At 65.5% G+C, this 26,119-nt stretch carries 25 protein-coding genes, 2 pseudogenes and 1 riboswitch; of the genes and pseudogenes, 19 read left to right on the forward strand and 8 right to left on the reverse strand.

The window, feature by feature from the left end:
* Positions 1–65: 65 nt before the first annotated feature.
* From ACFLEY_RS34090 to ACFLEY_RS34130, 9 genes and pseudogenes are all read left to right on the forward strand, one after another.
* Positions 66–824 (forward strand): enoyl-CoA hydratase-related protein, encoded by a 759-nt coding sequence (locus tag ACFLEY_RS34090; protein WP_060912967.1) that lies wholly within the window; start codon positions 66–68, stop codon positions 822–824.
* A gap of 156 nt (positions 825–980) precedes the next feature.
* Positions 981–2,639, forward strand: coding sequence for a bifunctional UDP-sugar hydrolase/5'-nucleotidase (locus tag ACFLEY_RS34095; RefSeq protein ID WP_060910925.1), 1,659 nt, complete (start codon positions 981–983; stop codon positions 2,637–2,639).
* A 134-nt stretch (positions 2,640–2,773) separates the two neighbouring features.
* Positions 2,774–3,703 carry a histone deacetylase family protein gene (locus tag ACFLEY_RS34100; protein WP_011085438.1) on the forward strand — a complete coding sequence of 310 codons (930 nt, stop codon included), beginning with the start codon at positions 2,774–2,776 and terminating at the stop codon, positions 3,701–3,703.
* A gap of 74 nt (positions 3,704–3,777) precedes the next feature.
* Positions 3,778–4,029, forward strand: coding sequence for an exodeoxyribonuclease VII small subunit (locus ACFLEY_RS34105; protein WP_008132970.1), 252 nt, complete (start codon positions 3,778–3,780; stop codon positions 4,027–4,029).
* 585 nt (positions 4,030–4,614) lie between these two features.
* Positions 4,615–6,543, forward strand: a complete 1,929-nt coding sequence (dxs, locus tag ACFLEY_RS34110; protein ID WP_028175335.1) for a 1-deoxy-D-xylulose-5-phosphate synthase — start codon at positions 4,615–4,617, stop codon at positions 6,541–6,543.
* Between the two features lie 193 nt (positions 6,544–6,736).
* A pseudogene (locus ACFLEY_RS34115) lies at positions 6,737–7,290 on the forward strand (nucleoside 2-deoxyribosyltransferase).
* 39 nt (positions 7,291–7,329) lie between these two features.
* Positions 7,330–8,064: a TlyA family RNA methyltransferase gene (locus ACFLEY_RS34120; RefSeq protein ID WP_060910924.1), complete on the forward strand. Its 735-nt coding sequence runs from the start codon at positions 7,330–7,332 to the stop codon at positions 8,062–8,064.
* Entirely contained in the window at positions 8,057–9,304 is a 1,248-nt protein-coding gene (locus ACFLEY_RS34125) for a class I SAM-dependent RNA methyltransferase (RefSeq protein ID WP_060910923.1), read from the forward strand. Before ACFLEY_RS34120 ends, ACFLEY_RS34125 begins: the two co-directional genes overlap by 8 nt.
* A 126-nt stretch (positions 9,305–9,430) precedes the next feature.
* Positions 9,431–10,522 (forward strand): Acg family FMN-binding oxidoreductase, encoded by a 1,092-nt coding sequence (locus ACFLEY_RS34130; RefSeq protein WP_304568803.1) that lies wholly within the window; start codon positions 9,431–9,433, stop codon positions 10,520–10,522.
* A gap of 4 nt (positions 10,523–10,526) precedes the next feature.
* Here the strand turns inward: ACFLEY_RS34130 and ACFLEY_RS34135 are convergent, their stop codons facing one another.
* The gene (locus ACFLEY_RS34135) at positions 10,527–11,129 is read right to left on the reverse strand and encodes a hypothetical protein (RefSeq protein WP_396604314.1); all 603 of its coding nucleotides are present in this window, start codon (positions 11,127–11,129) and stop codon (positions 10,527–10,529) included.
* 254 nt (positions 11,130–11,383) lie between these two features.
* On the opposite strand from ACFLEY_RS34135, the gene ACFLEY_RS34140 reads away from it, so the two are divergent.
* The 3 genes from ACFLEY_RS34140 (at position 11,384) to ACFLEY_RS34150 (ending at position 14,059) form a co-directional block, all read left to right on the forward strand.
* Positions 11,384–12,442: a class I SAM-dependent methyltransferase gene (locus tag ACFLEY_RS34140; protein ID WP_028175341.1), complete on the forward strand. Its 1,059-nt coding sequence runs from the start codon at positions 11,384–11,386 to the stop codon at positions 12,440–12,442.
* A 147-nt stretch (positions 12,443–12,589) separates the two neighbouring features.
* Positions 12,590–13,231, forward strand: coding sequence for a carboxymuconolactone decarboxylase family protein (locus tag ACFLEY_RS34145; RefSeq protein WP_249163247.1), 642 nt, complete (start codon positions 12,590–12,592; stop codon positions 13,229–13,231).
* A gap of 54 nt (positions 13,232–13,285) precedes the next feature.
* Positions 13,286–14,059, forward strand: coding sequence for an enoyl-CoA hydratase/isomerase family protein (locus tag ACFLEY_RS34150; protein ID WP_060910922.1), 774 nt, complete (start codon positions 13,286–13,288; stop codon positions 14,057–14,059).
* Positions 14,060–14,098: 39 nt separating this feature from the next.
* Here the strand turns inward: ACFLEY_RS34150 and ACFLEY_RS34155 are convergent, their stop codons facing one another.
* Positions 14,099–14,734 carry a hypothetical protein gene (locus ACFLEY_RS34155; protein WP_060910921.1) on the reverse strand — a complete coding sequence of 212 codons (636 nt, stop codon included), beginning with the start codon at positions 14,732–14,734 and terminating at the stop codon, positions 14,099–14,101.
* A gap of 169 nt (positions 14,735–14,903) precedes the next feature.
* Complete coding sequence (locus ACFLEY_RS34160; protein ID WP_060910920.1) at positions 14,904–15,761, reverse strand: DUF1194 domain-containing protein; 858 nt, start codon at positions 15,759–15,761, stop codon at positions 14,904–14,906.
* Positions 15,762–16,012: 251 nt separating this feature from the next.
* Positions 16,013–16,090, forward strand: a riboswitch (Fluoride riboswitch).
* A gap of 129 nt (positions 16,091–16,219) precedes the next feature.
* Between ACFLEY_RS34160 and ACFLEY_RS34165 the strand changes: the two genes are divergently transcribed.
* Genes ACFLEY_RS34165 through clpS form a run of 5 tightly spaced genes read left to right on the forward strand, consistent with a single transcriptional unit; the run spans position 16,220 to position 18,966 of the window.
* Complete coding sequence (locus ACFLEY_RS34165; RefSeq protein WP_396604315.1) at positions 16,220–17,428, forward strand: MFS transporter; 1,209 nt, start codon at positions 16,220–16,222, stop codon at positions 17,426–17,428.
* Between the two features lie 19 nt (positions 17,429–17,447).
* Entirely contained in the window at positions 17,448–17,837 is a 390-nt protein-coding gene (gene crcB / locus ACFLEY_RS34170) for a fluoride efflux transporter CrcB (protein WP_060910918.1), read from the forward strand.
* Between the two features lie 6 nt (positions 17,838–17,843).
* Complete coding sequence (gene crcB / locus ACFLEY_RS34175) at positions 17,844–18,272, forward strand: fluoride efflux transporter CrcB (protein ID WP_028175347.1); 429 nt, start codon at positions 17,844–17,846, stop codon at positions 18,270–18,272.
* A gap of 2 nt (positions 18,273–18,274) precedes the next feature.
* The gene (locus tag ACFLEY_RS34180; RefSeq protein WP_011085423.1) at positions 18,275–18,616 is read left to right on the forward strand and encodes a DUF190 domain-containing protein; all 342 of its coding nucleotides are present in this window, start codon (positions 18,275–18,277) and stop codon (positions 18,614–18,616) included.
* Between the two features lie 44 nt (positions 18,617–18,660).
* On the forward strand, positions 18,661–18,966 hold the full coding sequence (clpS, locus tag ACFLEY_RS34185; protein WP_028175348.1) for an ATP-dependent Clp protease adapter ClpS: 306 nt from the start codon (positions 18,661–18,663) through the stop codon (positions 18,964–18,966).
* Between the two features lie 4 nt (positions 18,967–18,970).
* On the opposite strand, the gene ACFLEY_RS34190 is transcribed toward clpS, so the two are convergent.
* A complete protein-coding gene (locus ACFLEY_RS34190) occupies positions 18,971–19,435 on the reverse strand; it encodes a substrate-binding domain-containing protein (protein ID WP_396604316.1) in 465 nt (154 codons plus the stop codon).
* 16 nt (positions 19,436–19,451) lie between these two features.
* Between ACFLEY_RS34190 and ACFLEY_RS34195 the strand changes: the two genes are divergently transcribed.
* Positions 19,452–20,462: an ABC transporter substrate-binding protein gene (locus ACFLEY_RS34195; RefSeq protein ID WP_060910917.1), complete on the forward strand. Its 1,011-nt coding sequence runs from the start codon at positions 19,452–19,454 to the stop codon at positions 20,460–20,462.
* Positions 20,459–21,802 carry an FAD-dependent oxidoreductase gene (locus ACFLEY_RS34200; RefSeq protein WP_082756097.1) on the forward strand — a complete coding sequence of 448 codons (1,344 nt, stop codon included), beginning with the start codon at positions 20,459–20,461 and terminating at the stop codon, positions 21,800–21,802. Before ACFLEY_RS34195 ends, ACFLEY_RS34200 begins: the two co-directional genes overlap by 4 nt.
* Positions 21,803–21,876: 74 nt before the next feature.
* On the opposite strand, the gene ACFLEY_RS34205 is transcribed toward ACFLEY_RS34200, so the two are convergent.
* The 4 genes and pseudogenes from ACFLEY_RS34205 to ACFLEY_RS34220 all read right to left on the reverse strand — a co-directional run bounded on the left by ACFLEY_RS34205 (position 21,877) and on the right by ACFLEY_RS34220 (position 26,105).
* Positions 21,877–23,067, reverse strand: coding sequence for an adenylate/guanylate cyclase domain-containing protein (locus tag ACFLEY_RS34205; protein WP_060910916.1), 1,191 nt, complete (start codon positions 23,065–23,067; stop codon positions 21,877–21,879).
* A gap of 80 nt (positions 23,068–23,147) precedes the next feature.
* A complete protein-coding gene (gene aroC, locus ACFLEY_RS34210; RefSeq protein WP_011085417.1) occupies positions 23,148–24,236 on the reverse strand; it encodes a chorismate synthase in 1,089 nt (362 codons plus the stop codon).
* A gap of 178 nt (positions 24,237–24,414) precedes the next feature.
* Positions 24,415–25,014, reverse strand: coding sequence for a histidine phosphatase family protein (locus ACFLEY_RS34215; protein ID WP_011085416.1), 600 nt, complete (start codon positions 25,012–25,014; stop codon positions 24,415–24,417).
* 25 nt (positions 25,015–25,039) lie between these two features.
* A pseudogene (locus ACFLEY_RS34220) lies at positions 25,040–26,105 on the reverse strand (IS630-like element ISRj1 family transposase).
* Between the last annotated feature and the right edge of the window lie 14 nt (positions 26,106–26,119).

Genomic DNA, 26,119 nt, shown 5'->3' on the forward strand with positions numbered 1-26,119 from the left:
GATGTAGGCTGATGCTTGCGAGACTCGCCGGCGGCAAGCCGTCGCGGCGACCGCAGGGGGTCATCATGCCGAATGGCAATATCATCGTCGCCGAAGAGCGTGGAACGCGCGTGATCACCCTGCGCCGTCCGGGCAAGAAGAACGCGATCACGCAGGACATGTATCGGGAGATGAGCCGCGCGATCGACACCGCGCAGAACAACCCCGATATCCGCTGCATGATCATCACCGGTGGCTCCGGCGTGTTCACGGCCGGCGACGACATCGACGATTTTCTCAAGGCCGACACGGCACGCCCGGAGACGCTTTCGGACGGCGCCAAGTTTCTCTATTCGCTCGCCCTCAACGTCAAGCCGATCATCGCGGCCGTGGACGGCGCGTCGATCGGCATGGGCACCGTGATGCTGTTCCATTGCGACTACGTGCTCGCTTCGAACGCGGCGACCTTCTCCGCGCCCTATATCCATCTCGGGCTGGTGCCGGTCGGCGCCGCCAGCCTCTTGATGCCGAACACGATGGGTTACCAGCGCGCCTTCGCGATGCTGGTGATGGGACGGACCTTCACCGCCGCGGAGGCGCACGCCGCCGGCTTCGTCAACACCGTGGTCTCGCCGGGGCACACCGAGGTCGAGGCGCGCAAGGTGGCGCGCGATATCTGCCGGCTGCCCGCCGAGGCGGTCGCGACCTCGCGCAAGCTGCTGCGTGCCCCGCCGGAGCAACTCACCCGCCGCATCGACCAGGAGACCCATCTGTTCGGCGAGCGCTTGAAGTCGGACGATGCTATCGCTGCGTTCAACGCGTTTGCGAGCAGGAAGAAGCGGTAGATCCCGTCATTCCGGGGCGCCACGAAGTGGCGAGCCCGGAATCCATTGGGCCGCAGAGTTGGTAGATGAATGGATTCCGGGCTCGCGCTACGCGCGCCCCGGAATGACAGCGAGAACCTTCGTGAAATCTTCGCGCGCAACGACTAATCTTATTCCATGCGACATCTTCTCCGCCTGACCATTTTCGCCCTTGCGCTCGCCGCCCTGCCCGCCTCTGCCCAGACCGCCGCGCCGGTCGAGCTGCGCATCCTTGCGATCAACGATTTCCACGGCAATCTGCGGCCGCCGCCCGGCGGCATCCGCATCAACGATCCCGAGGACAGAGCCAAGAAGGTCATGGTGGCGGCCGGCGGCGCCGAGTACATGGCGACGCTGGTGAAGCAATTGCGCGACGGGCACAAGAACACGATCTTCGTGGCCGCCGGCGACCTGATCGGCGCGAGCCCGTTCCTATCGGCGATGTTCCACGACGAGCCTTCGGTCGAAGCGCTCTCGATGATGGGGCTCGCGATCACCTCGGTCGGCAATCACGAGTTCGACGAGGGCAAGGCCGAGCTGCTCAGGATGCAGAACGGCGGCTGCCATCCGGTCGACGGCTGCCAGGGACCGCATCCCTTCACGGGCGCCAAATTTCACTATCTCGCCGCCTCCACCGTGGAGACGGCGACCGGTCAAAGCGTGCTGCCGCCATATGAGATCCGTGAGTTCGACGGCATTCCCGTCGCCTTCATCGGGCTGACCTTGAAAGGCACCGCCGGCATCGTGTCGCCCTCGGGCATTGCCGGCCTCGAATTCCGTGACGAGGCCGAAACGGTGAATGCGCTGGTGCCGCAACTGAAGGCGCGCGGGGTGGAAGCGATCGTCGTGCTGATCCACGAAGGTGGCGAGCCTGCCGGCGACTACAATGAATGCCCGGGCATTTCGGGGCCGATCGTCGAGATCGTGAAGAAATTCGATCGCACCGTCGATGTCGTCGTCAGCGGCCACACCCATCGCGCCTATGTCTGCAATATCGACGGGCGGCTGGTGACGAGCGGCGACAAGTACGGCACCCTGGTCACGGCGATCGATCTCAAGCTCGATCCGGCAACGCGCGACATCGTCGCCGCCAAGGCCGAGAACGTCATCGTCGCCAATGCCTCGCTGGCGAAGGACGCGGAGCAGGCCGCGCTGATCGAGGCCTATGACAAGCTCGCCGCGCCGATCGCCAATCGCCCGGCCGGATCGGTGACGCAGACGCTGTCGCGCATTCCGAACGAAGCCGGTGAAAGCCCGCTCGGCGACGTCATCGCGGACGCGCAGCTCGCCGCGACCAAGGAGGCCATGAATGGCAGCGCTGTCATCGCGCTCACCAATCCCGGCGGCATCCGCACCGATATCGTTCCGAAGGAGAACGGCGCGGTGTCCTTCGGCGAGCTGTTCGCGAGCCAGCCGTTCCGCAACCGCCTCGTCACCATGACGCTGACAGGCAGCCAGCTCAAGGAGATGCTGGAGCAGCAATGGCTCGATCCGAAGCGGCCGCGAATCCTCCAGGTGTCGAACGGGTTCAGCTACGCCTGGGATGCGTCGAAGCCGTTCGGCGAACGCGTGATGGCCGAGAGGATGACGCTCAACGGCAGGCCGATGGAGCCCGGAAGCGGCTACCGCGTCACCCTCAACGATTACCTCGCCGTCGGCGGCGACGGCTTCACGGTCGCCAGACAGGGCACGGCGCCGCAATATGGCGGCTACGACGCCGACGCGTTGTTCGCGTTTTTCCGGGCGCACGGGCCGATCGGTCCGCTGCCGCTGAGCCGCATCCTGCGCGTGAATTGATCCGGATCAAACGGGCCGGAACGGGACAACCGTTTGCCATTCCCGGTGGAGCGCATAGATTGCGTTTTGCATTGCGTTTTGGCGCCGGATGCGCCAAGCGACGTCAAGAGCCCGTTCCCAGTGAGCCCGACCTGATGAGCACGCTTCTCCTCTCCCACAAGGCCTGCCTCGACCACGTCACGCCGCCGGGACATCCCGAAAGGCCGGACCGCTTGCGCGCAGTGGAGGAAGCGCTGTCGCACGAGCGCTTCCAGTTCCTGGTCCGCGACCAGGCGCCGGAGGGCGATCTCGATCTCGTCACGCTCTGCCACAACGAGCACTACGTCACCGAGCTGCGCCACATCGCGCCGTCCAGCGGGCTCGTCTATATCGACGGCGACACCTCGATGTCGCCGGGCACCTGGGAAGCGGTGATGCGCGGCGTCGGCGGCGCGGTCGCGGCGACCGAAGCGGTGATGGCGGGCGAGCACCGCAACGCCTTCGTCGCGGTGCGCCCGCCCGGCCATCACGCCGAGATCGGCAAGCCGATGGGCTTCTGCTTCTTCGACAATGTTGCGATCGCCGCGCGTCACGCGCAGCGCAAATACGGCATCACGCGCGCGGCCATCGTCGATTTCGACGTGCATCACGGCAACGGCACGCAGGACATCTTCTGGTCGGACCCCACGGTGATGTACTGCTCGACGCACCAGATGCCGCTGTTTCCGGGCACCGGCGCGAAGGGCGAACGCGGCGACCACGACACCATCGTCAACGCGCCGCTGGCGTCCGAGGACGGTGGCCCGGAATTCCGCAGCGCTTTCGAGAACCTGATTCTGCCGCAGCTCGAAAAATTCAGCCCCGAGCTCCTCATCATCTCTGCGGGCTTCGATGCACATTATCGCGACCCGCTGGCCTCGCTGAATCTGCGCGCGGAGGATTATGCCTGGGTGACGCGCAAGCTGATGGACCTTGCCGACAGGACCGCCGGGGGCCGCGTTGTTTCGGTGCTCGAGGGTGGCTATGACCTGCAAGGACTGAAAGAATCTGTTACGGCGCATGTCGGCGCCCTGATGGGCGCCTGACGACGCCCGCCACATTAAGCCCGCAAAACCCGCCTTCACTGCGAGGCAAGCGAATCGGGCAATCGGAAACGGATATGGCCGAAAATACCCAAGTCGACGTCTCCAGGCTCACCTTCGAGCGCGCGATCGAGGAACTCGAGACGATCGTGAAGCGGCTCGAGGACGGCAAGGTGCCGCTCGAGGAATCCGTGACGATCTACGAGCGCGGCGAAGCGCTGAAGCGCCGTTGCGAGGAACTGCTGCGCCAGGCCGAAGCCCGCGTCGACAAGATCACCACCGATGCGAGCGGCCAGGCCACCGGCACCGCACCGCTCGACGTCCAGTAAGGGACCCCGACCAAGCCTCTTTCGGCATCGGACGCCTGCAATTTTTTCATGATCGCACGTAGCTGTGTGTGCTCATGGGGCGGGCGGCCGGGCACCGAGATCGAAGAGTTCCCCCGCCGGGGCCATTCGGCCCCGCGAATCGAGCGGAAAATAGCCCTCCTCTCGCCGAAAATCCTGCCGGGGAGCCGGGCAAGGCAGGAACTCCGCCGCGGGCGCCGCAGTTAACCACTCTGGCCCGGGGGTTGCAGGCGTATGCCCGTAATCGCCCCAGCGGGTTGGCTTTGGCCCAAGCTTTGGTGTAAAGCTGCGCGGAGTGTGGCTTTTTGTTAGCCTTGCGTAGGCATCGATTACCGACGACAAGTGCTTCAAATTGCTAATGAAATTGGCTGGGACGGACGAAGCCGATCTAAGTGACAGGGATCACAGAGACTGAACCGGAGCGCACTTAAGCTCACCTAAGCTTGAAGACGGGGCCTTGCCCCATGCAGGTGGCTCCGACGGTTTAAGGACTCGCGCTGCGCCGATATTGTGCAAACCCATCGCGCACCGGAACGACCTTCCGGCGCTGACAAATTGGAAATCGCCGTGAACGCATACAGTAAGACGCCGCTTCTCGACACCATCCGGACGCCGGACGACCTGCGCAAGCTCAAGATCGAGCAGGTTCGCCAGGTCGCCGACGAGCTGCGGCAGGAGACCATCGATGCCGTCTCGGTAACCGGCGGTCACTTCGGCGCGGGTCTCGGCGTGGTCGAGCTCACCACCGCGATCCATTACGTCTTCGACACGCCGCGCGACCGGCTGATCTGGGACGTCGGCCACCAGGCCTATCCGCACAAGATCCTCACCGGTCGGCGCGACCGCATCCGCACCCTGCGCACCGGCGGCGGCCTGTCCGGCTTCACCAAGCGCAGCGAGAGCGACTACGATCCGTTCGGCGCGGCACATTCCTCGACCTCGATCTCCGCCGGCCTCGGCATGGCCGTGGCACGCGACCTCTCCGGCGGCAAGAACAACGTTATCGCCGTCATCGGTGACGGGGCGATGTCGGCGGGCATGGCCTATGAGGCCATGAACAATGCCGGGGCGATGAACTCGCGCCTGATCGTCATCCTCAACGACAACGACATGTCGATCGCGCCGCCGGTCGGCGCCATGAGCGCCTATCTGTCGCGCCTGTATTCCGGCAAGACCTATCGCACGCTGCGCGAGGCGGCCAAGCAGATCAACAAGCGCCTGCCCAAGATCATCGCCAACCGCGCCAACCGCGTCGAGGAATATTCGCGCGGCTTCATGATGGACGGCGGCACGCTGTTCGAGGAGCTCGGCTTCTACTACGTCGGCCCGATCGACGGCCATAACCTCGACCACCTCCTGCCCGTGCTGAAGAACGTCCGCGACATGGAGGAAGGCCCGATCCTGGTCCACGTCGTGACGCAGAAGGGCAAGGGCTACGGCCCGGCGGAAGCTTCCGCCGACAAGTACCATGCCGTCGTCAAGTTCGACGTCGCGACCGGCACGCAAGCCAAGGCCAAGCCGAACGCGCCAGCCTACCAGAACGTGTTCGGCCAGAGCCTCGTCAAGGAAGCGCAGAAGGACGAGAAGATCGTCGCCATCACCGCGGCGATGCCGTCCGGCACCGGCGTCGACATCTTCAACAAGGCCTTCCCGGACCGCACCTTCGACGTCGGCATCGCCGAGCAGCACGCGGTGACCTTTGCCGCGGGTCTGGCGAGCGAAGGCTACAAGCCGTTCTGCGCGATCTACTCGACCTTCCTGCAGCGCGGCTACGACCAGATCGTGCATGACGTCGCGATCCAGAACCTGCCCGTCCGCTTCGCCATCGACCGCGCCGGCCTCGTCGGCGCCGACGGCGCGACGCATGCCGGCTCGTTCGACAACGCCTATCTCGGCTGCCTGCCGAACATGGTGATCATGGCGGCGGCCGACGAGGCCGAGCTCGTGCACATGGTGGCAACCCAGGTCGCGATCGACGACCGTCCGAGCTCGCTGCGCTATCCGCGCGGCGAAGGCCGCGGCATCGAGATGCCCGAGGTCGGCATTCCGCTCGAGATCGGCAAGGGCCGCATGATCCGCCAGGGCAGCAAGATCGCCCTGCTCTCGTTCGGCACCCGCCTCGCCGAATGCGAGAAGGCAGCCGACGAGCTCGCCGCGCACGGCCTTTCGACCACCATTGCGGACGCGCGCTTCATGAAGCCGCTGGACACCGAGCTGGTGCTCAAGCTCGCCCGCGACCACGAGATCCTGATCACGATCGAGGAAGGCTCGGTCGGCGGCTTCGGCTCGCACGTCGCGCAGTTCTTGACAGACCAGGGTGCGCTCGACAGCGGCATGGTCAAGTTCCGCACGATGGTGCTGCCCGACGTGTTCCAGGACCACGACACGCCGGCCGCGATGTACGCCCGTGCCGGTCTCGACGCCAAGGGCATCGTCGCCAAGGTGTTCGAGGCGCTCGGCAAGGACGTGAAGACCGAGACGGTCAAGCTGGCTTGATACGTCGTACGGGCACTGGACCCACCTCTCCCATTGGGAGAGGTCGGATAGCGCAAGCGATCCGGGTGAGGGGTTCAGGTCCCACGTGAGAGCGTAACCCCTCACCCGCGCCTTCGGCGCGACCTCTCCCTTCGGGAGAGGTTTTGCACCGCCGACGCCGCGGCAACTCGATGCCTCCTCGGTCGGTATTCCCATGAAAATCTATCTGGCAGGCCCCGACGTGTTCCTGCCGGATGCGGTCGAGATCGGCCGGCGCAAGGCCGAGATCTGCGAGCGCTTCGGGCTCACCGGCCTCTATCCTCTCGACAACGAGATCGACCTCACCGCCCCCGACGCCTCGCGGCAGATCTTTTGCGGCAACGAGGCGATGATGGATGCGGCCGACGCCATCATCGCCAACCTGACGCCGTTCCGCGGTGCCGGCGCCGATCCAGGGACCGTCTACGAGCTTGGCTACATGGCCGGGCGCCGTAAATTGTGTCTCGCCTATTCCAACGATGGCGCCACCTATGCCGACCGCGTCGGCCGTTTCGTGGACGTCACGTCCGAGGACGGGCGGCTGGTCGATGCGCAGGGCCTGACGGTCGAGGATTTTGGCCTCGTCGACAACTCATGATGATCCATGCGCTGGAACTGCACGGCTGCCCGCTGGTGACGCCGGCCACGATGCCGATCGACGTCTGGCACGATCTCGCCGTGTTCGAGGCTTGCGTCCGGATGGCGGCCGCGCGATTGATTGCACCATAAGCGCATCAATCGTCCCAAGAATCGTCTCATGAGAGCGTAATGTCCCCTTCCCGCAAACGCGCGGATATTCTGCTGGTCGAGCGCGGCCTGTTCGAGAGCCGGGCACGGGCGCGCGCGGCCATCGAGGCCGGCCTCGTCACGGCCGACGACAAGCAGGTGACGAAACCGTCGGAGACCATCGCCGAGGACGCGGTGATCCAGGCCGAGCCCGCGCACCCCTACGTGTCGCGCGGCGGCGTCAAGCTCGCCGGCGCGCTGGAACGCTACCCGATCGAGATCGAGGACCATGTCTGCCTCGACGTCGGTGCCTCCACCGGCGGTTTCACCGAGGTGCTGCTGGCCAATGGCGCAAGCCTGGTGTTCGCCATCGATGTCGGCACCAGCCAGTTGCATCCCTCGCTGCGCGATCATCCCAAAATCGTGTCGATGGAGGAGACCGACATCCGCGCCTATGAAGGCAAACGCCTGCCGGCGCGGCCCGATTTCGTCGTGATCGACGTCAGCTTCATCTCGTTGAAGGCCGTTCTGCCCGTGGCGCTGTCGCTGGCGGCCGCACCGATGAGCCTGCTGGCGCTGATCAAGCCGCAATTCGAGGCCGAGCGGAAGCACAACAAGAAGGGCATCATCCGCGACGCCGCCGTGCATCAGCAGATCTGCGACGATATCGCGGCCTTCGCCGCCTCGCTCGGCTGCACCGACATCGAGGTGTTCCCCTCGCCGATCACCGGCGGCGACGGCAACATCGAATTCTTCCTGGGCGCGCGCCGTGGTTGAGCGCCTGAGGATCGATCACGTCGGCCATCGCGGCGACGGCGTCGCGCTCGGCGCCGGCGAAGCGATCTATGTGCCGTATGCGCTCGGCGGCGAGACCGTCGAGGTCGACCACGTCGCGGGCAACCATCCCGACCGCCGCAAGCTGCTGGCGGTCGACGTCGCAAGCCCCGAGCGCGTCGCGCCGTTCTGCCCGCATTTCGGCATCTGCGGCGGCTGCGCGATCCAGCACTGGGCGGCCGAGCCGTATCATGCCTGGAAGCGCAGCATCGTGGTCGAGACGCTGGCGCAGGCCGGCATCGATTGCGAGGTCGCGCCGCTGGTCGATGCCCATGGCGTGGGGCGCAGGCGCGTCACGCTGCACGGCCGGTTCGGCACGCATGACATCCTCAAGGTCGGCTTCTCGGCAGCGAGCTCGCACGACGTCATCCCGATTCATCGCTGCCCGATCCTCGATCCCGCACTCGACGGCGCGCTCGATGCCGCCTGGGCGCTGGCCGAGCCGCTCACGTCCAAAATGCCGGTGACGAAGCCGCTCGACATCCAGGTCACGGCGACCGCGAACGGCCTCGATGTCGATGTGCGCGGCTCCGGCCCGCTGCCGACGCCGCTGGTCACGGCGCTGTCGCGCGTCGCCGAGCAGCATCGCCTGGCGCGGCTGACGCGGCATGGCGAGCTGGTGCTGCAGCGCCTGCCGCCGACGGTGAAGATGGGCCGCACTGAAGTGACGCTGCCGCCGGGCTCGTTCTTGCAGGCAACCGTCGCGGGCGAAGAGACGCTGGCGTCTCTCGTCGCCGAACGCGTCGGCAAGGCCAAGGAGGTTCTCGACCTCTTCTGCGGTGTCGGACCATTCGCGCTGCGGCTCGCCGAGAAGGCGCGCGTCGCCGCCTATGACAACGACGCCGGCGCAGTTGCCGCGCTGGCAAAGGCCGCGCGCACGCCCGGCCTGAAGCCAATCAGGTCCGAGCCGCGCGACCTGTTCCGCCGCCCCCTGGTGCCGCAGGAGCTGCGCGACTTCGACGCCGTCGTGTTCGATCCCCCGCGCCAGGGCGCACAGGCGCAGGCACTGAAGCTCGCCGCGAGCACGGTGCCCGTCATCGTCGCGGTGTCCTGCAACGTTGCAACCTTCGCCCGCGACGCACGGCTGCTGATCGACGGCGGCTACAGGATCGACGGCGTCGTGCCGGTCGACCAATTCCGCCACACGCCGCATGTCGAGCTGGTGGCGCGGTTTGCGCGGTAGCTGCAAGCCTCGTGGGACGGCCCGCCGCGGGCGCCTCACCCGGTGCCGATCCGAACCTTGATACCGGTCAACCGCCCGAGCTTCCGGGGACGCTAGAAGCGTCGTGGCGAAAGGGCCGTGGAGCGGATGATGGCGATCGACCGGCGACAACTCATGACCACCGCGCTCGGACTTTCCGCGGCGGCAATCACCGCCCGCCCCTCGGCTGCGGCGACGACGACCTATGAGGAAACGGTGCGAGCGTCGCGAGCGCCGCTGCAATCGGTGCCGCGGGACCGCGAGCTCGTGCGCTTTGCCACGCTCGCCGCCAACAGCCACAACACCCAACCCTGGATCTTCTCCGCCCGCGGCAATGAAATCGTGATTGCGCCCGATTTCGCGCGCCGCTGTCCGGTGGTCGATCCGGACGATCACCACCTTTTCGTCAGCCTCGGCTGCGCCGCCGAGAACCTCGTTCTCGCGGCATCAGCGCTCGGCTGGCGCGCGAACCCGATTATCGACGGTGACAAGGTCCGGATCGCGCTGGAGCAGGCGCGCCCCGAAGCGTCGTCGCTCGTCAACGCGATTCCCCTCAGGCAATGCACCCGTGCAGCCTTCGACGGCAAGCCGGTGGCGCCCGACATTCTGCGCCAGCTCGAGAACGCCTGCCGGGAGCCGAACGTCTCGGCAATCCTTATGACCGAACGCGCCGCCATCGCAAAGATCACCGACTACGTGCTCGAAGGCAATGCCGCGCAAATGCGCGACAAGGCCTTCATGCGCGAGCTCGTGGGCTGGATGCGCTTCAACGAGGCCGATGCGGTCGCGACCATGGACGGGTTGTTCTCGCGGGCCTCGGGAAGCCCGTCCCTGCCGGCATGGATCGCGCGACCGCTGCTCAGGTTCTTCTTCACCGAAAGCGGCGAGAGCGGGAAATACCGCGCCGAGCTCGACAGCTCCGCGGGTGTCGTCGTGCTTGCCGCCGATCGTAGCGACACGTCGCACTGGATTGCGGTCGGCCGTGCCTGCCAGCGGTTCGGCCTGCAGGCGACCGCGCTCGGGCTCAAATATTCCTTCGTCAACCAGCCGATCGAGGTGGCGACGCTAAGGCCGCAGTTCGCAGTCTCGCTCGGACTCGGCGAGCGGCGTCCCGATATCGTGATGCGCTTCGGAGCCGGGCCCGATCTGCCGAAATCGCTCCGCCGCGCTCCCGAACTGGTGATGCGGCCGACGCAATAGTCTCCTAGCGCCGAAGGCCGCCGAGCGCCGGTGACTCGCCGGGCAGCATGTTCGATCTGATATCGCTGTCCATGCGGCCCGAGTCCTGCTGGGTGAACCCGGCCCCGAACGACAGGCTGAGGTTGGAGGTCGGCTTGAATTCGACCCCCGCGAACGCGCCGTAGCCGGGCCCGGCGCCGGAGGTGAGCGGCGCAAGCGAACTGCCAATGCCGTTGCCGTATTTCAGCGTGTCGAAGCCGGCAAAGAACGTGACGGGCATGCCGCCCGCCGTCTTGGTGTTGTAGCCGAACTGCGTGCTGTCATAGGAGAGCGCGCTGAAATTGCCGGCCTGTCCAGCCTGGCCGAGACCGCTCCAATTGAGGTTGCCACGCTGGCTACCGACGAAGAAGCCGTTCGCAAAGTTGGCGCGCCCGCCTGCGTCGCTGGCACTGAAGCCTGGAAAATTGCCGTAACTTTCGGAGCGCTGGCCATCGCTGCCGCCAAAGCCGAAAGGTCCGCCCGGTATCCAATACCTCAAGGGTGCAACTTGCGCATGAGCGGGCGCTCCGCCGAGGCAAAGCACGGCGAAGAGAGCTGCGAGACCGCAAGAACCTGCAAGGCTGGACATTCCGGCTACCGTCAAAATGCTCACAAATTATACCCTCGGTATATCGCGATGGCCAGCGAAGCAATGGCGGTCCCCGCGGCCCCGGTTCCAGGGTCACGTATTCCTGACAAATTGAACCTCCCATCCGCCGGATTGACCCACATAGAGGACGCGCAAGCTCGAGCCGTCATCGCGATCGCCAGAGCCTCGTGCGATCCAGCAATGCGCAGTTTGCGCTGACCTTTGAAAATGCCCGACACAGCATGGAGGTCGTCATGGAGGTCAATTCCGATAGGTTGAATGCCTTTATGGGCAAGATGATCACCGAGGTCGGGGCCGCGATGAACGCATCGCTGGTCCTGCTGGGCGACAAGCTCGGCCTCTACCGCGCCCTCGCCGCCAAGGGGCCCATGAACTCTGCCGAACTCGCAAGCGCCACCGGAACGAACGAACGCTACGTCCGCGAGTGGCTGTCGAGCCAGGCGGCTTCTGGTTACGTCGAATATGATACCGCTTCAGGAAAATTCTCGATGTTGCCGGAGCAGGCGATGGCGCTTGCCGACGAGGACAGCCCGGTGTTCCTCGGCGCAGTCGGCAATGTCATTGCCGCGGCGTTCCTCGACGAGCCGAAAATTACGGATGCATTCAAGTCCGGCAAGGGAGTCGGCTGGAACCGGCGGAGCGAGTGCCTGTTCTGCGGCACCGCCCGCTTCTTCCGCACCGGCTACATGCATCATCTAGTGCAGGAGTGGCTGCCCGCGCTCGACGGCGTGGTGGACAAGCTCAAGCGCGGCGCCAAGGTCGCCGACGTCGGTTGCGGGCATGGCGTTTCGACGCGGCTGATGGCGAACGCCTTCCCGAACTCCCGGTTCTACGGCTTCGACTATCACGAGGGCTCGATCGAGGCCGCGCGAAAGGCGGCCAATGAGGCCAAGCTGGGCGACCGGGTCAGCTTCGCTGTTCACTCGGCCAAGACCTATCCGGCCGAAGGCTATGATCTCGTCTGCTTCTTCGATTGCCTGCACGACATGGGCGATCCCGTCGGCGCCATCAGCCACGTACGCGAAGCCATGGACAAGGACGGCACCTGCATGCTGGTCGAGCCGTTCGCGGGCGACCGCCTCGAAGACAATCTCAATCCGGTCGGTCGCGTCTACTATGCGGCGTCGACCATGATCTGCACACCGGCCTCGCTCGACCAGGAGGTCGGCCTGGCGCTGGGCGCACAAGCGGGCGAAGCAAGGCTGCGCAAGGTCGCCCGCGAAGGCGGCCTGACGCGCTTCCGTCGCGCCGCCGAAACGCCCTTCAACCTGATCCTGGAGGCGCGGATCTGATCTCGATCGCGCCGGGCGAAGGGAGGCGGCATGCGGCCATGCCCGTACCGCAGCCTCGCCGGGTGCCGACATCCTTGCCTCACTCGCGCCGCAACGTAAGCTGGCGTCGAGCAGGCGGCGCGAGTCCGCCGCAATGGGAGGATGACGATGCGATATCTGGGTCTGGCGCTGGCTGTGCTGTTCACCATCGCGACCTCGGAAGCCGGCCGCGCGGCCGAGCCGACCCGCTTCGTGCCGCTGCAACCCGACGAACTTTCGTCGTCGCAGAGAGAATGGGCGGACGCGATCGCGGTGCCCCCGCGCAACGCGAAATTCACCAACCCGCCCTACCGCGCCTATATCCGCAACCCGGAGCTGGCGCCAAAACTCTCTGCGATGTCGGACTATCTGCGCTGGAATTCGTCACTGCCGGCGCGCCTCAGCGAATTCGCGATTCTGATCACCGCGCGGCAATGGACGGCGCAGTATGAATGGTTCGCGCATTATCCGCTTGCGATGAAGGCCGGGCTCGATCCTGATGTCGCCAAGGACGTCGCCAACGGCGTGCGGCCGAAGGCGATGAAGGACGACGAGGCCGCGCTCTACGACCTCGCGATGGCGCTCTATCGCGACAAGAAGGTGTCCGACGATATCTACCGCGCGGCCCAGCAAAAATTCGGCGAGCGCGGCATCATGGATGTCATCGGCCTGATCGGCTATTACGACCTGGTCTCGATGACGCTGATCACGATGCAGGCGGAAGCGCCGAACGACAGCGTGCCCCCGCTGCCGCCGCTGGCTGCGAAATAGCCACGCAGCAACCGCGGTTGATACCGCACGATCCCAAGAAGCCTGGAGACCCCGGTGACATCTGACAGCCCCGTCGCCTACGAATGCGTGGGCAACATCGCCCGCATCACGCTCAACCGCCCGCCGGTCAATGCGCTGAGCCTCGAGGTCATCCGGGCGGTGGTCGCGGCACTGCGCCGCGCCGCCGACGATCCGGATGCGCGCGTGGTCGTGCTGGCGAGCGCGATCGTCAGGCGCTTTTCGGCAGGCCTCGACCTCGACATCCTGCTTGGCAAATCCGGCGCCCAGATCCGCGAATTCCTCCAGGCACTCTATATCGACCTTTACGACGCCCAGTACGGGCTCGGAAAGCCGTCGATCGCCGCGGTCGGCGGCGCGGCCCGCGGCGGCGGCATGACCATGGCGGTGTCCTGCGACGTGGTGCTGGCATCCGAGAGCGCGACGTTCGGCTATCCCGAGATCGACGTCGGCGTCATTCCCGCGATCCACTACGCGCATCTGCCGCGCATCATCGGGCGCCACCGCGCTTTCGAGCTGCTGTTCACCGGCCGCGTCTTCAGCGCCGCCGAGGCACGCGAGCTCGGCGTGGTGAACCGCGTCGTCGGAGATACGGAGCTCGAGGCCGAAGTCGTGAGGCTCGCGGCGCAGTTCGCCGCGAAATCAGCCGCGGTGCTGCGGATGGGCCGGGCCGCCTTCATGCGCCAGATCGACCTCGACTATCGGCGCAGCATTGCCAGCGCCGTGGACGACTTCTGCAACGTCGCGACGTCGGACGAGGCGCAGGAGGGTCTGAGGGCGTTCGTGGAGAAACGGGCACCGAAATGGTGAGGACGGCCGGCCGCCGCGCGCGTCGGGAACGCGAAGCGTTCAGGCGGTCTTGTCGACCGAAGACGATGAATCGGCCGGTGGATATTTCGTCACCGGCACCATGAAGGACTTGGTGCCGACCTGGTAGATGACCTTGCCGTTCTTCCCGTCATCGGTCGCAATCTGCGCCTGCCCGAACATGATGACGTTCTTGTAGACGTAGCCGGTGCCCTGCCGGGTGATGCCGTCGGTGGTGACGCTGACCTGCGCCTCCTTGCCGTTGACGGCGAGCACCTTGAAGCTCGCACTCTTGCCGTTGTCGCTGGAATAGCCGCCCCAGCTTCCCATGAGACGGCTGTCGGAGGCCGGCGGCGCCTGCTTCTCGAGATTGGCGGTCTGCTTGCCGGCGCCGCCCGCAGAGAACAGCAGCACCATGTTCTTGCCGTCCTTGGTGCCGACCGTGACCCCGCCGAAGGTGATAAGCGAGCCCTGGACCTCGCCAAAGCCGCGCTCGGTGTGCCCGTTATGGGTGTATTCGACCTGCGCCCGCGCACCGCGGATGTTCACGACCTTGAAGCCGACCGGCTGGTTGTTGCCCACCCAATTGCCCTTCCAGTCACCGACCAGAGCGCTCTGGTGAAAGATCCGCTCGTTCGCGGGCGAAATCTGGCTGGTGCTCGATGTGACGATGGCCATTGGATTGCTCGGCGGACAGGTCTGGCGAATCCGCTTTCGTTCGCTCCAGCCATGCCAGGACGCTGACCGGAAACGAACGGAAACCATCCGATTAGGGCCACGCGCAGGTTAATGAGCCGTTAAGTTCAACCGCCGGCCGAGACGGCAAAAGGTCTCAGCCGGGGGCCGCTTAGCGTCCCCAGCGGTCCGACCAGATCTTCTCGCCGATCAGGCAGCTGACGCGCGGCTCCTTGTCGGCGACCCGCATCACGGGACGATCGGGCACGCGGCCTGCGACCTCCATCAGGAGCTTGGTGCGGATCGCTTCCTTGAACTTCTCGCGGTCCTTGATCGTGATGACGAAGGAGCCGGGACCGCCGATGACGCAATCCTCGTAGTAGTAGTCGAGATTGTCGATATCCATGGTCGAATAGGACGGCTCCTTGACCATGATCGGCAGGCCGTTGATGACGATGCTTTTCTCGAGCGCGGCGTCGCGCGCCACCGTGACCGGGCCGCCATTGTTGTTGGGGCCGTCGCCGGAGATGTCGATGACGCGACGCAAGCCCCGATAGGGATCCTCGTCGAACAGCGGCATCGCGAACGTGATCGCGCCGGAGATCGAGGTGCGCGAGGCGCGCCGGATCGGCGTCTTCATGATTTCGGTGGCGACCGCGTCCGCGGTCTCAGGTCCGTCGATCAGCCGCCAGGGAATGATGATCTTCTGGTCGGTGGAAGCAGCCCACTCGAAATAGGTCACCGCAATCCGGCCGTTCGGGCCCATCTTCAACGCCTGGAGAAACTCTTTCGACTGGATCGCCTGCGCGTAGCCCTCGCGCTGGATCGCCAGCTCGTCCATGTCCATGGAGTAGGACACGTCGACCGCGAGGATCAGCTCGACATCGACCGTCTGCGCATCCTTGTCGGCCGCCAGCCGCTGAGTCCTGGGCGGCTCAAACTTCGGCCCTGGTGCCGCGATGCCCGCGACGTCCCCCCCGGCAAGCACGCCGGCCACCAGCACAGCCCCGATCGAGAACAGCAACCGCATCGCAGTCTCCCGTCGTATGACGCGATGGTGACATGCAATCGCCTTGCCGCAAAGTGCGAAGATCGCCTGCGCTTCACATTCGAGTTAGGAATTACGCAAAGCTGCCGCCGTGTTGCCGCGCTAGCGTCATCGGAACACGTGCGACCACAGGCTCCGTCATTCCGGGGTGGCTCGAAGAGCCGACCCCGGAATGACAGTACCGGACACGCACCCCGCCCACTTGTCCGGCGTGATTTCCATGCTAGGCTGGCCGCACAGATGGGGATGGAGTCCCCCGACAACCGCCCGGCGGTCGGTGACCGTGATGGGCTGATGACTCCTGCTTGAGGTGGGGCAATTTTTGAGCCTCTGCCTTTGGCGGGAGCATGGACAAACCCGCCAATGGCGGGTTTTTTGTTGCCTGAAGGCGAAGGCCGGGACGTGAAGGCCAAGGGGACGTTCGAGGGGAAGTCCAAGGCGTGACGACGACGACACCGAATGCTGCGCGCGCGGGGCTGCCCAGGGGGATCTGGGTGCTCGGCTTCGTCTCGATGCTGATGGACGTCTCCTCCGAGATGATCCACGCGCTGCTGCCGGTCTATCTCGTCACCGTGCTCAGCGCCTCGACGCTCACGGTCGGCTTCATCGAGGGCATTGCGGAGGCGACGGCCTCGATCACCAAGATCTTCTCCGGCGCGCTGTCGGACTGGCTCGGCCGCCGCAAGCTGCTTGCCGCGCTCGGCTATGGGCTGGCAGCCGTCACCAAGCCGCTATTCCCGCTCGCGCCCAGCGTCGAATGGCTGGTGGCGGCGCGCTTCATCGACCGGGTCGGCAAGGGCATTCGCGGCGCGCCGCGCGATGCGCTGATCGCCGATATCGCACCCGTCGGCCTGCGCGGCGCGAGCTTTGGCCTGCGCCAATCGCTCGACACCATCGGCGCCTTCGTCGGACCGCTCGCGGCGATCGGCCTGATGTGGTGGACGGCTGACAATTTTACCGCCGTGTTCTGGGTTGCCGTGCTGCCGGCCTTTCTGTCCTTCGGCCTGATCGCCTTTGCCGTGAGCGAGCCGGAGCCGGACCCGAGCCGGGAATCTGCGAAAAATCCGCTCAATCTCGCCGCGATGCGGCAACTCGGAGCGGTCTACTGGCGTGTCGTGGCGGTCGGAATCGTCTTCACGCTGGCGCGCTTCAGCGAAGCCTTCCTGATCCTGCGCGCGCAGAACAACGGCCTCAATGCGATGTGGGTGCCGGCGGTGCTGGTGCTGATGAACATCGTCTACGCGCTGTCGGCCTATCCGGCCGGCGTGCTGTCGGACCGCATCAACCGGACCAGCCTGCTCGCGCTCGGTCTCGTCTTCCTCGCCGGCGCCGATCTCGCGCTCGCGCTGCTGCCGAACCTTGGCGGCCTGGCGCTCGGGGTCGTGCTGTGGGGGCTGCATATGGGATTGACGCAAGGCTTGCTCTCGGCCCTCGTCGCCGACGCCGCGCCGCCAAGCTTGCGCGGCACCGCATTCGGCTATTTCAACCTGTTCACCGGCCTGGCACTGCTGGCCGCGAGCGTGATCGCCGGTGCGCTGTGGGACGCCTATGGTCCAGCCGGCACGTTCCTGGCAGGGCTCGGCTTCGCGCTGGTGTCGCTCGTAGTGCTGCTCGCCGTCGGCAACGGGCTGGCAGCGGAGGGCAAGTGAGGATGGGGGGTCGTTCGTCGTGCTGAGCGGAGTGATCGCAATCGTGGTCGGCAGCGTGCTCGGCGGCTGTGCGCGCTACTTCATCTCCGGCGCTGTCGCGCGGCGGCTGGGCGAGACCTTTCCGTGGGGCACCATGACCATCAACGTCACCGGCGCCTTCCTGATCGGCATTTTTGGCGCGCTGGCAACCCATCCGGGCTCGATGTTCGCCTCGCCCAATCCATGGCTGTTCGCAGTGACCGGTTTCCTCGGCTGCTACACCACGGTGTCCTCGTTCAGCCTGCAAACGCTGACGCTCGCCCGCAACGGCGAGCCGATGCACGCGCTCGGCAATGTCGCCTTCTCGGTTGGACTGTGCCTCGCCGCAGTGAGTTGCGGCTTCCTGCTCGCTGACGGTCTTGGAGGGTAGAGGCCGATGAACGTTCCCTCCTCCGCCGAGCGCTGGCGCAGCGCGATGCTCTATGCCTGGGTTTCCGCCGGCAGCGTCGTCGGCGGCCTGACGCGCTACCTGGTTGGGCTCGCGCTCGATACCGGTCCAGGCTTTCCCTTCGCGACACTGTTCATCAACGCCACCGGCTCGCTGATCATCGGATTCTATGCGACGCTGACCGGCCCGGACGGCCGGATGCTGGCACGGCCCGAGCACCGGCAGTTCGTCATGACCGGGTTCTGTGGCGGCTATACCACCTTCTCGGCCTTCAGCCTGGAAACATTCCGCCTGTTCCACGGCGGCATGAAATACACCGCGCTGGCCTATGTCGCGTCCTCCGTCGTCTGCTGGCTGGTGTCGGTCTGGCTCGGCCATATCATGGCGAGCCGCTACAACCGCTTGAAAAGGAGCTGACCATGCAAATTCCCAATCAGGCTGTTTCGCTCCGCATCTTCATCGGCGAGAGCGACCATTTCGACGGCAAGCCGCTCTATGAAGCGATCGTGATGAAGGCGCGCGAGCTGCACCTCGCTGGCGCCACCGTGCTGCGCGGTCCGATGGGGTTCGGCAAGTCGAGCCGGCTGCATACTTCGAAAATCCTGCGGCTCTCGGAAGACCTGCCGCTGCTGATCGAGATCGTCGACAGCGAGGACAACATCAACGCATTCCTGCCCATCCTGGATGGCATGATGTCGAGCGGGCTGATCACCTTGGAGAAAGTGCAGGTCCTGCAATATGGTGAGAAAGCCGCGAGCTGATCGCTCCGGCAGGGAACCCGAGCCCGCCGTGTCAAGGAGGCGGAATGAACGACGCCGTCACCAAGCCGAAAACCAGAACCAAGACCAAGGTCGAGCGGCCCAAGCTGCACAAGGTCATCCTGATCAACGACGACTACACGCCGCGCGAATTCGTCACGATGATCCTCAAGGCCGAGTTCCGCATGACGGAAGATCAGGCCTACAAGGTGATGATCACGGCGCACAAGCTGGGCGCCTGCGTGGTCGCCGTGTTCACCAGGGACGTCGCCGAGACCAAGGCAACCCGCGCCACCGACGCCGGCCGCTCCAAGGGCTATCCGCTGCTGTTCACGACCGAGCCGGAGGAATAGGCCGCTAGCCTCGGCCGCGACGGGAGCGCACTGGCTTGCGCGCAATGCTCGGGCGCGGATGCTCCTGAACGTGTTTCCAGAACGCCTCCGCCGCAGGCGTCAGTCGCGATCTCGGACGAAACACGTGGATCTCGATTGGAATCTCCCATTCCGGCCCGCCCGCCTTCACCAGTTCGCCCGATGCGAGCTGATCGGCGATGAGGCTCTCCGGCAGCCAGGCCATGCCGCGGCCGGCCTGCACCATGGTGACGAGAAGTTGCAAGATGCGATGAAGGTCGCTTATTGAGGGGGACGCCTCGCAGTGGCCGGTGATCACAGAAACATCGCGCCACTGCTTTTGACGACTGAGCCGGAGGAATAAGCCATCCGCGCTTTCCGACTTTGCATTCCCGCCGGGGATCGCCGACAATGCCGCAAAACCGGCGCAGGCCGAACAATAAGCAAAGCGGGAAACGACGGAAGTGGGCATATCAATAAGAAGCTTCGTGACAAGAGGCCGACTGGTCCTGACGCTGGTGGCGATCGCCTTCTTCACCACCGGCATGGCGCAAGCGGGCGAAAGGGTCCGCATCGGGCTGTTGAAGCTCTCCTCGGCAGCCCCGTTGTTCCTCGCCAAGGAGCGCGGCTATTTCGAGCAGGAAGGGATCGAGGCTGATCTGAAATTCTTCGATGCCGCCGTGCCGATCGCGGTAGCCAGCGTGTCCGGCGATATCGACATCGGTTTCACCGGCTTCACGGCCGCTTTCTACAACCTCGCGGGCAAGGGCGGACTGAAGGTGGTTGCCGGCACGGCGCGCGAGGCACCCGGCTTCCAGAACACGGCCTACGTCGCCTCCAAGCGCGCTTATGATTCGGGCCTGAAGACGCTGAAGGACTTGCCCGGCCATTCCGTCGGCATCACGCAAGTCGGCTCCACTTTCCATTATTCGCTCGGCCTGATCGCCGACAAGCTGAAATTCGACGTGACCTCCGTCCGGGTCGTTCCGCTGCAGTCGCTGCCGAATGTCGCCGCGGCCATCAAGGGCGGCCAGCTCGACGCGGCGCTTACCGCCACGACCACGATCAGCCCGGTGGTCGCCTCCGGCGACGCGATCGTGCTCGGCTTCGTCGGCGACGAGACGCCCTGGATGCTCGGCTGCGTCGTGGCTTCGACCGCGACGATCGAGAAGAACCGCAAGCTGGTCGAGAAGGTGCTGGCCGTCTATCGCCGCGGCGCCGACGACTACGCGCGCGTGCTGTTGAAACGCGATGCGGACGGCAAATTCGTCCGCAGCGAGGAAGGTGACGCGATGCTTGCGATCATCTCCAAATACACCGAGCAGAAGGTCGAGCAGCTCCGCATCGGGCTGTCGGTCGTCGACCCCGCGCTCGACAGCGCCGACATCGCCCGTCAGATCGCCTGGTTCAAGCGCCAGAAGATGATCGAACCCGATATCGATGCCGAGAAGATCATCGACAAATCCTTCGTCCCGGACCGGCCGACGGCGCCGAAATGACTGACGACAACGACAACAAGAACACGGAGCTACCCATGAGCGCGAGCGAAGTCACCGCAGGCACCAAAATCGTCCGGCGTGCCGCGAACCAAAAGCCCTCGCGCGTCGTCGCCGACATCTGCGTGGTCGGCTCGGGTGCTGCCGGCATGTCGGCGGCGATCGAGGGCGCGCGTGCCGGACGCAAGGTGGTGCTGGTCGACAGCCTGCCCGCGCTCGGCGGCCAGGCGGTCAACTCCATCATCGGCACCTTCTGCGGCCTGTTCTCGAACGGCAGCGACGGCTACCAGTTCACCCACGGTATCGCCGACGATCTCCTTGGCGACCTCGGTGCGCAGGAGAACGCGCTGTTCTACCGCCGCGGGCCGCACACCACCGTCGTCTACTACGACGAGGTCGCGCTCGGACGCTGGGTCGAGAAGGCGATGCTTGCGGCCGGCGTCACCGTGATCGTCGGCGCCGTCATGCGCAACGTCCGCGTCGCCGGTCGGCGCGTGACCGGGATCGATCTCTCCACCCGCTACGGTGACGTCGAGGTCGAGGCGAACGGCTTCGTCGACGCCTCCGGCGACGCCGCGCTGGTGTGGCAGGCGGGCTTTGCCTGCCGCGAGCCGGACGACGGCCCGATCTACGGCACGCAAATGCTGATCGTCGAGAATATCGACGAGAGCAAGGTGCCGAGCCGGGAGGAATTGCCGGCGCGCATGCGAGAGAAGGCCGGCGACTACGGCCTGTTGCGGCGCGAGGGCCTGTCCTTCGTCATTCCCGGGCGCGGCGTTGCCGCCATGAACATGACCCATGTCGAGACGCCACTGGAGCCGCTAGAGGCGAGCCGCAAGGGCATCGAGGGCAAGGACCAGGCCGACCGCGCCTTCGCCTTCCTCAGGAACGAATTCCCCGCCTGCTTCGGCAAGGCGCGCATCCGCGCCTATGGCTTTCCCGGGATCCGCCAGACGCGCTGGATCGTCGGCCGCCAGCAATTGTCGGTCGACGACGTCCGCGCCGGCACCAAATTCGAAGACGCGATCGGCCGCACGGCGTGGCCGATCGAACTGCACGACCACGGCTCCGGCCATCATTGGCACGTCTTCGACAAGGACCACGTCCACTATGTGCCGTTCGGCAGCCTGACGCCGCAGGAAGCCGACAACATCGTCGCCGCCGGCCGTTGCATCGATGCCGACAAGGCCGCACTCTCCAGCGTTCGGGTGATGGGCCCCTGCATGGCGATGGGCGCCGCCGCTGCGCACGCGCTCGACCTCGCCGGTAGCGGCAGCGTGCATCAGATCGACATCGATGCGCTGAAGCGGCGCGTGCGCGACAACCTGGAGCGGACGGACTGAGGCGCGCAGCAGCCGAGAGCGCTGGCCGCAGCTCTCTGCTCAGCCGACCGGCGCGATCGTCGGCCTGAACGCCCTTAGGCCATCACCACCGGCGTCTCTTCGGCCAGCCCATACACACGCTGCGCCTTCGAAAACCCCGCGATCGGAAATTCGCCGAGCTCGCGCCAGTCGTGGCGGCAGGCGTTCGCGAAAACCTCCGAGACCACGACGGTGCGGCCGAGCCGGCCGGCGATCTTCTCCAGCCGCGCCGCGAGATTGACGGCAGGGCCGATGCAGGTGAAGTCGAGCCGGTTGCCGCCGCCGATATTGCCGTAGAGGATGTGGCCGACATGCAGCGCAACGCCAAAGCGGAAGCGCTCGACGACGTCGCCGACCGGAAAGGCGAGCGCCTCGACGCTGGCGCGGGATTCGCGCGCGGCTTCCAGCACGCGCGAACAGACATGGGCGGCATCGCCGACATACTCGTCGATCGGAAACACCGCGAGCAGGCCGTCGCCCATGAACTTCAGCACCTCGCCGCCATGGCCCCGGATTGCGGTGACCTGGCAGTCGAAATACTGATTGAGGATCTCGACCACGGTCTCGGCCGGCAGCCGGTCCGACAACGCGGTGAAGCCGCGCAAGTCAGAGAGCCAGATGGCCGCCTGCATGGTGTCGTTGTGGCCACGGCGGATCTGGCCGCCGAGGATGCGCGCGCCGGCGCGGTTACCGACATAGGTGTCGAGCAGCATCTCGGCGGTACGGCGCAGGCTGACGATCTCGCTGACGCGCGCGAGCGGCGCCATCATGGCCCGGATCGCCGCGACGTCGTCGTCGCTGAAACCGCTGGGGTGACGCGTGGTCCAGCTCGTTGCGTGGATCGAGCCGTCGAGATACGGCATCGGCATCGCGAGGTAGTCGGTCACGCCTTCGGCGCGCATGTCGTCGAGGAACGGAAACCGCTTGCTGTCGGGGTCGTCCATCCGTCCCCGGACCTCCAGCCCCTCCTCAAACACGATCCGCAGCGGGCTGCGTGCGAATTCAGGCGTGTCCAGGATCTCGAAATCGACAGTGCCGATCTCGACCTCCTGGCCTTCCCGCCAGATGAAGTTGCGGCCGAAGATTTCGGGATGCAGCGTACGGATGAAGATGCCGAACCGCCACAGCGGCAGGCCAGCTGCGACCAGATGCTCGCAAACGTCGGCGATCATCTCGGCCGGGGTCCCGGACGACCTCGCGCCGTCGATCAGCCAGTTGGTGATGCGCTGGAGCTCGGAGTTTTGCATGTCCGCATTTGCGGACGAAGTTCGGGGGACGTCAAGCTGCGCGGTGGGCTGGTACCGCGACACTAACGCCTCACCCCGCTCTAGCGTCCCACCTGCCCGCGGTCTCGGATGAAGTGATCCGCCAGCACGCAGGCCATCATGGCTTCGCCGACGGGGACGGCACGGATGCCGACGCAGGGGTCGTGGCGGCCCTTGGTCATGATCTCGGTGTCGGCGCCCTGGCGATCGACGGTGAGGCGAGGCTGGAGGATCGACGAGGTCGGCTTCACCGCGAAGCGCACCACCACCGGCTGCCCCGTGGAGATGCCGCCCAGCACGCCGCCGGCGTGGTTGGACAGGAAGCGCGTACCGTCATTGCCGGTGCGCATCTCGTCGGCGTTCTCTTCGCCGGTCAGCTCAGCCGCGCCAAAGCCGGCGCCGATCTCGACGCCCTTCACGGCATTGATGGTCATCATCGCACCCGCCAGATCGGAATCGAGCTTGGCATAGATCGGCGCACCGAGGCCCGCCGGCACGCCTTCAGCGACGATCTCGAGCACCGCACCGATCGAGGAGCCGCTCTTGCGGATGCCGTCGAGATAGGTTTCGAAGAACGCAGCCTTGTCCTTGTCCGGACAGAAAAACGGATTCCTGGCGACCTCGTCCCAGTCCCACTTCTCGCGGTCGATCTTGTGCGGGCCCATTTGCACTAGGGCGCCGCGCACCTTGACGTCGGGCAGCACTTTTCGCGCGATGGCACCGGCGGCAACGCGCGTCGCGGTCTCGCGCGCCGAGGAGCGGCCGCCGCCGCGATAGTCGCGCAGGCCGTACTTCGCCTCGTAGGTAAAGTCCGCGTGGCCCGGCCGAAACTTGTCCTTGATCTCGGAATAGTCCTTCGACCGCTGGTCGGTGTTCTCGATCAGGAGCCCGATCGGCGTGCCCGTCGTCACCTGCACGCCGGTCTCCGGATGCGCCATCACGCCGGACAGGATCTTCACCTGATCCGGCTCCTGGCGCTGGGTGGTGAAGCGCGACTGGCCGGGCCGGCGGCGGTCGAGATCGCCCTGGATGTCCGCCTCGGTGAGCGGGATCATGGGCGGGCAGCCATCGACCACGCAGCCGATCGCCACCCCGTGGCTCTCGCCGAAGGTCGTGACGCGGAACATGTGGCCGAAGGTGTTGAAGGACATTGGTGCTCGCTCGGTTCCGGCGTGTGGTAACGCGCGGGGGGCCGGGGGTCAAACCCGCACACTCCCTGTCATTCCGGGATGGTCCGAAGGACCAGACCCGGAATCTCGAGATTCTCAGGTGCGCAAGGGCGCACCGGGTTCGGTGCTGCGCATCGCCCCGGAATGACAAAAACTTGGCTTAACTAAACTTCTCCAGCCGCCCGTCCCGGAACACGTAGACGGCGCCCTGCTCGATATAGAGCTCGGCGGCGCTGGCCGGCGTCTCCAGGCCAAGCGAAACCATCAGGGCCCGGCAGGTCCCGCCATGGGCGACCGCGACGGTGTCGGTCCGGAGCTGATCGTACCAGGCCCGCACGCGGACCTGTACATCGGCGTAGGTCTCCCCGCCTACGGGGCCCACCGTCCATTTGTCGGCAAGGCGCCTGGCATAGATTTCGGGATCGGTCGCCTCGCTCTCGGCCAGCGTCAGCCCTTCCCAGACGCCGTAGCCGATCTCGCGCAGGCGATCGTCGAGCGAATAGTCGGCCACGGGCAATTCGAGCATGCCGCGCGCAAGTTCCATGGTCATGCGCGCGCGGCCGAGCGGACTCGACACATAGGGCAGCGCCGCCTTGTCGCGGCCGTCGCGCTTGAACAGATCGGCGAGAATGCCGCCGGCCTGCACGGCCTGGCTGCGGCCGCGCGCGTTCAGCGGAACGTCCCTGGTGCCCTGGAGCCGCCCGAGCGCATTCCACTCGGTCTCGCCATGGCGAAGATAGTAGATCGTGGGCACGGGCATTCCAGCTAAAGGCTAGTACCCGGAATCAGAGCTGAGTGATACGGCGGGCCTTTGAAACGGCGTTGACGGACCTTTTTCTTGGTCCAGACGAAGGGCTCGGCTCTGTCGTTGTATGCGTTGACGTAGGCATCGATGTGTTCCTGAAGCTGCTTGAGGCTCGTGAAGGAGGTGCCGCTGAGCGACTGCCCCTGCAAGATGGAAAACCATACTTCGACCTGATTGAGCCATGACGCACTTGTCGGCGTGAAATGAAATTGCACGTTGGGGTGGGCCTTGAGCCAGTCCTCGTTCTTTTTATGGGTGTTGAGGTTGTCGAGGATGACGTGAAGCTTGCGGTTCGGAAAAGCCGCGGTGACGCTGTTCATGAAATCGAGAAACTCGACGCGGCGCCGGCGTTTTGAATGGGTCGCGATGATCTTTCCGGTGGCGACTTCGAGCGCCGCAAACAATGTTGTGGTGCCATGCCGCTTGTAATCGTGGCTTTGGCCGGTCAAGGCGCGGCCATTGGGCAACTTCAGATAACCCTGCGCTCGCTCCAAAGCCTGGATCGAGGGCTTCTCGTCCACGCACAGCACAATGGCCTTCGCCGGCGGCGCGACATAGAGGCCGACAACATCGGCGGCTTTGGCCGTAAAGTTCGGGTCGTTGCTCTCGCACCAGGACTTGCGAGCCACCAGGTCAATCTTGTGGCTGCGCAGGAACCGCCAGACATATTGGACATCGACATCGCCCAGCGCCTCGGCCAGCAGGGGGCCGGTCCAGCGCGCAAACCCTTGCGGTGGCGGCTTATCCAGCAGCTTCAGAATCCGCTTGTCGGTCGTCTTCGTATAGATCGGCTGCTTGCCAGGCCGCGGCTTGTCTTGCAGCCCTTCAAGGCCATGGTCGGCATAGCGATGCCGCCAAAGGCTGACAATCCGCGGCTGGACCCCAACTTCCTTGGCGATCGACCGGGTGCTGCGCCCATCCGCCGCCAACAGAACTATCCGCGCCCGCTTCAAATCGCGCTGCAACGTCACCGGTGAGCGACAGCACGCCTCAAGCACCTTGCGATCTTTCCTCGAAAGGTGGACTTCTCTTGCTTCGGGTATCATCCCGACCTTGAATC

Source organism: Bradyrhizobium sp. YCK136 (assembly GCF_044570075.1).
In the GTDB taxonomy this organism is placed as follows: domain Bacteria; phylum Pseudomonadota; class Alphaproteobacteria; order Rhizobiales; family Xanthobacteraceae; genus Bradyrhizobium; species Bradyrhizobium diazoefficiens.

Coding starts and splice junctions, on each gene's coding strand:
- ACFLEY_RS34140 (WP_028175341.1), top strand. CDS start 11,384: ATGGAGGTCAATTCCGATAGGTTGAATGCCTTTATGGGCAAGATGATC.
- ACFLEY_RS34145 (WP_249163247.1), top strand. CDS start 12,590: ATGCGATATCTGGGTCTGGCGCTGGCTGTGCTGTTCACCATCGCGACC.
- ACFLEY_RS34215 (WP_011085416.1), bottom strand. CDS start 25,014: ATGCCCGTGCCCACGATCTACTATCTTCGCCATGGCGAGACCGAGTGG.
- ACFLEY_RS34200 (WP_082756097.1), top strand. CDS start 20,459: ATGACTGACGACAACGACAACAAGAACACGGAGCTACCCATGAGCGCG.
- clpS (WP_028175348.1), top strand. CDS start 18,661: ATGAACGACGCCGTCACCAAGCCGAAAACCAGAACCAAGACCAAGGTC.
- ACFLEY_RS34205 (WP_060910916.1), bottom strand. CDS start 23,067: ATGCAAAACTCCGAGCTCCAGCGCATCACCAACTGGCTGATCGACGGC.
- aroC (WP_011085417.1), bottom strand. CDS start 24,236: ATGTCCTTCAACACCTTCGGCCACATGTTCCGCGTCACGACCTTCGGC.
- ACFLEY_RS34120 (WP_060910924.1), top strand. CDS start 7,330: ATGTCCCCTTCCCGCAAACGCGCGGATATTCTGCTGGTCGAGCGCGGC.
- ACFLEY_RS34160 (WP_060910920.1), bottom strand. CDS start 15,761: ATGCGGTTGCTGTTCTCGATCGGGGCTGTGCTGGTGGCCGGCGTGCTT.
- ACFLEY_RS34105 (WP_008132970.1), top strand. CDS start 3,778: ATGGCCGAAAATACCCAAGTCGACGTCTCCAGGCTCACCTTCGAGCGC.
- ACFLEY_RS34155 (WP_060910921.1), bottom strand. CDS start 14,734: ATGGCCATCGTCACATCGAGCACCAGCCAGATTTCGCCCGCGAACGAG.
- ACFLEY_RS34130 (WP_304568803.1), top strand. CDS start 9,431: ATGATGGCGATCGACCGGCGACAACTCATGACCACCGCGCTCGGACTT.
- ACFLEY_RS34135 (WP_396604314.1), bottom strand. CDS start 11,129: ATGTCCAGCCTTGCAGGTTCTTGCGGTCTCGCAGCTCTCTTCGCCGTG.
- ACFLEY_RS34090 (WP_060912967.1), top strand. CDS start 66: ATGCCGAATGGCAATATCATCGTCGCCGAAGAGCGTGGAACGCGCGTG.
- ACFLEY_RS34180 (WP_011085423.1), top strand. CDS start 18,275: ATGCAAATTCCCAATCAGGCTGTTTCGCTCCGCATCTTCATCGGCGAG.
- crcB (WP_028175347.1), top strand. CDS start 17,844: ATGAACGTTCCCTCCTCCGCCGAGCGCTGGCGCAGCGCGATGCTCTAT.
- ACFLEY_RS34095 (WP_060910925.1), top strand. CDS start 981: ATGCGACATCTTCTCCGCCTGACCATTTTCGCCCTTGCGCTCGCCGCC.
- ACFLEY_RS34190 (WP_396604316.1), bottom strand. CDS start 19,435: ATGCCCACTTCCGTCGTTTCCCGCTTTGCTTATTGTTCGGCCTGCGCC.
- ACFLEY_RS34100 (WP_011085438.1), top strand. CDS start 2,774: ATGAGCACGCTTCTCCTCTCCCACAAGGCCTGCCTCGACCACGTCACG.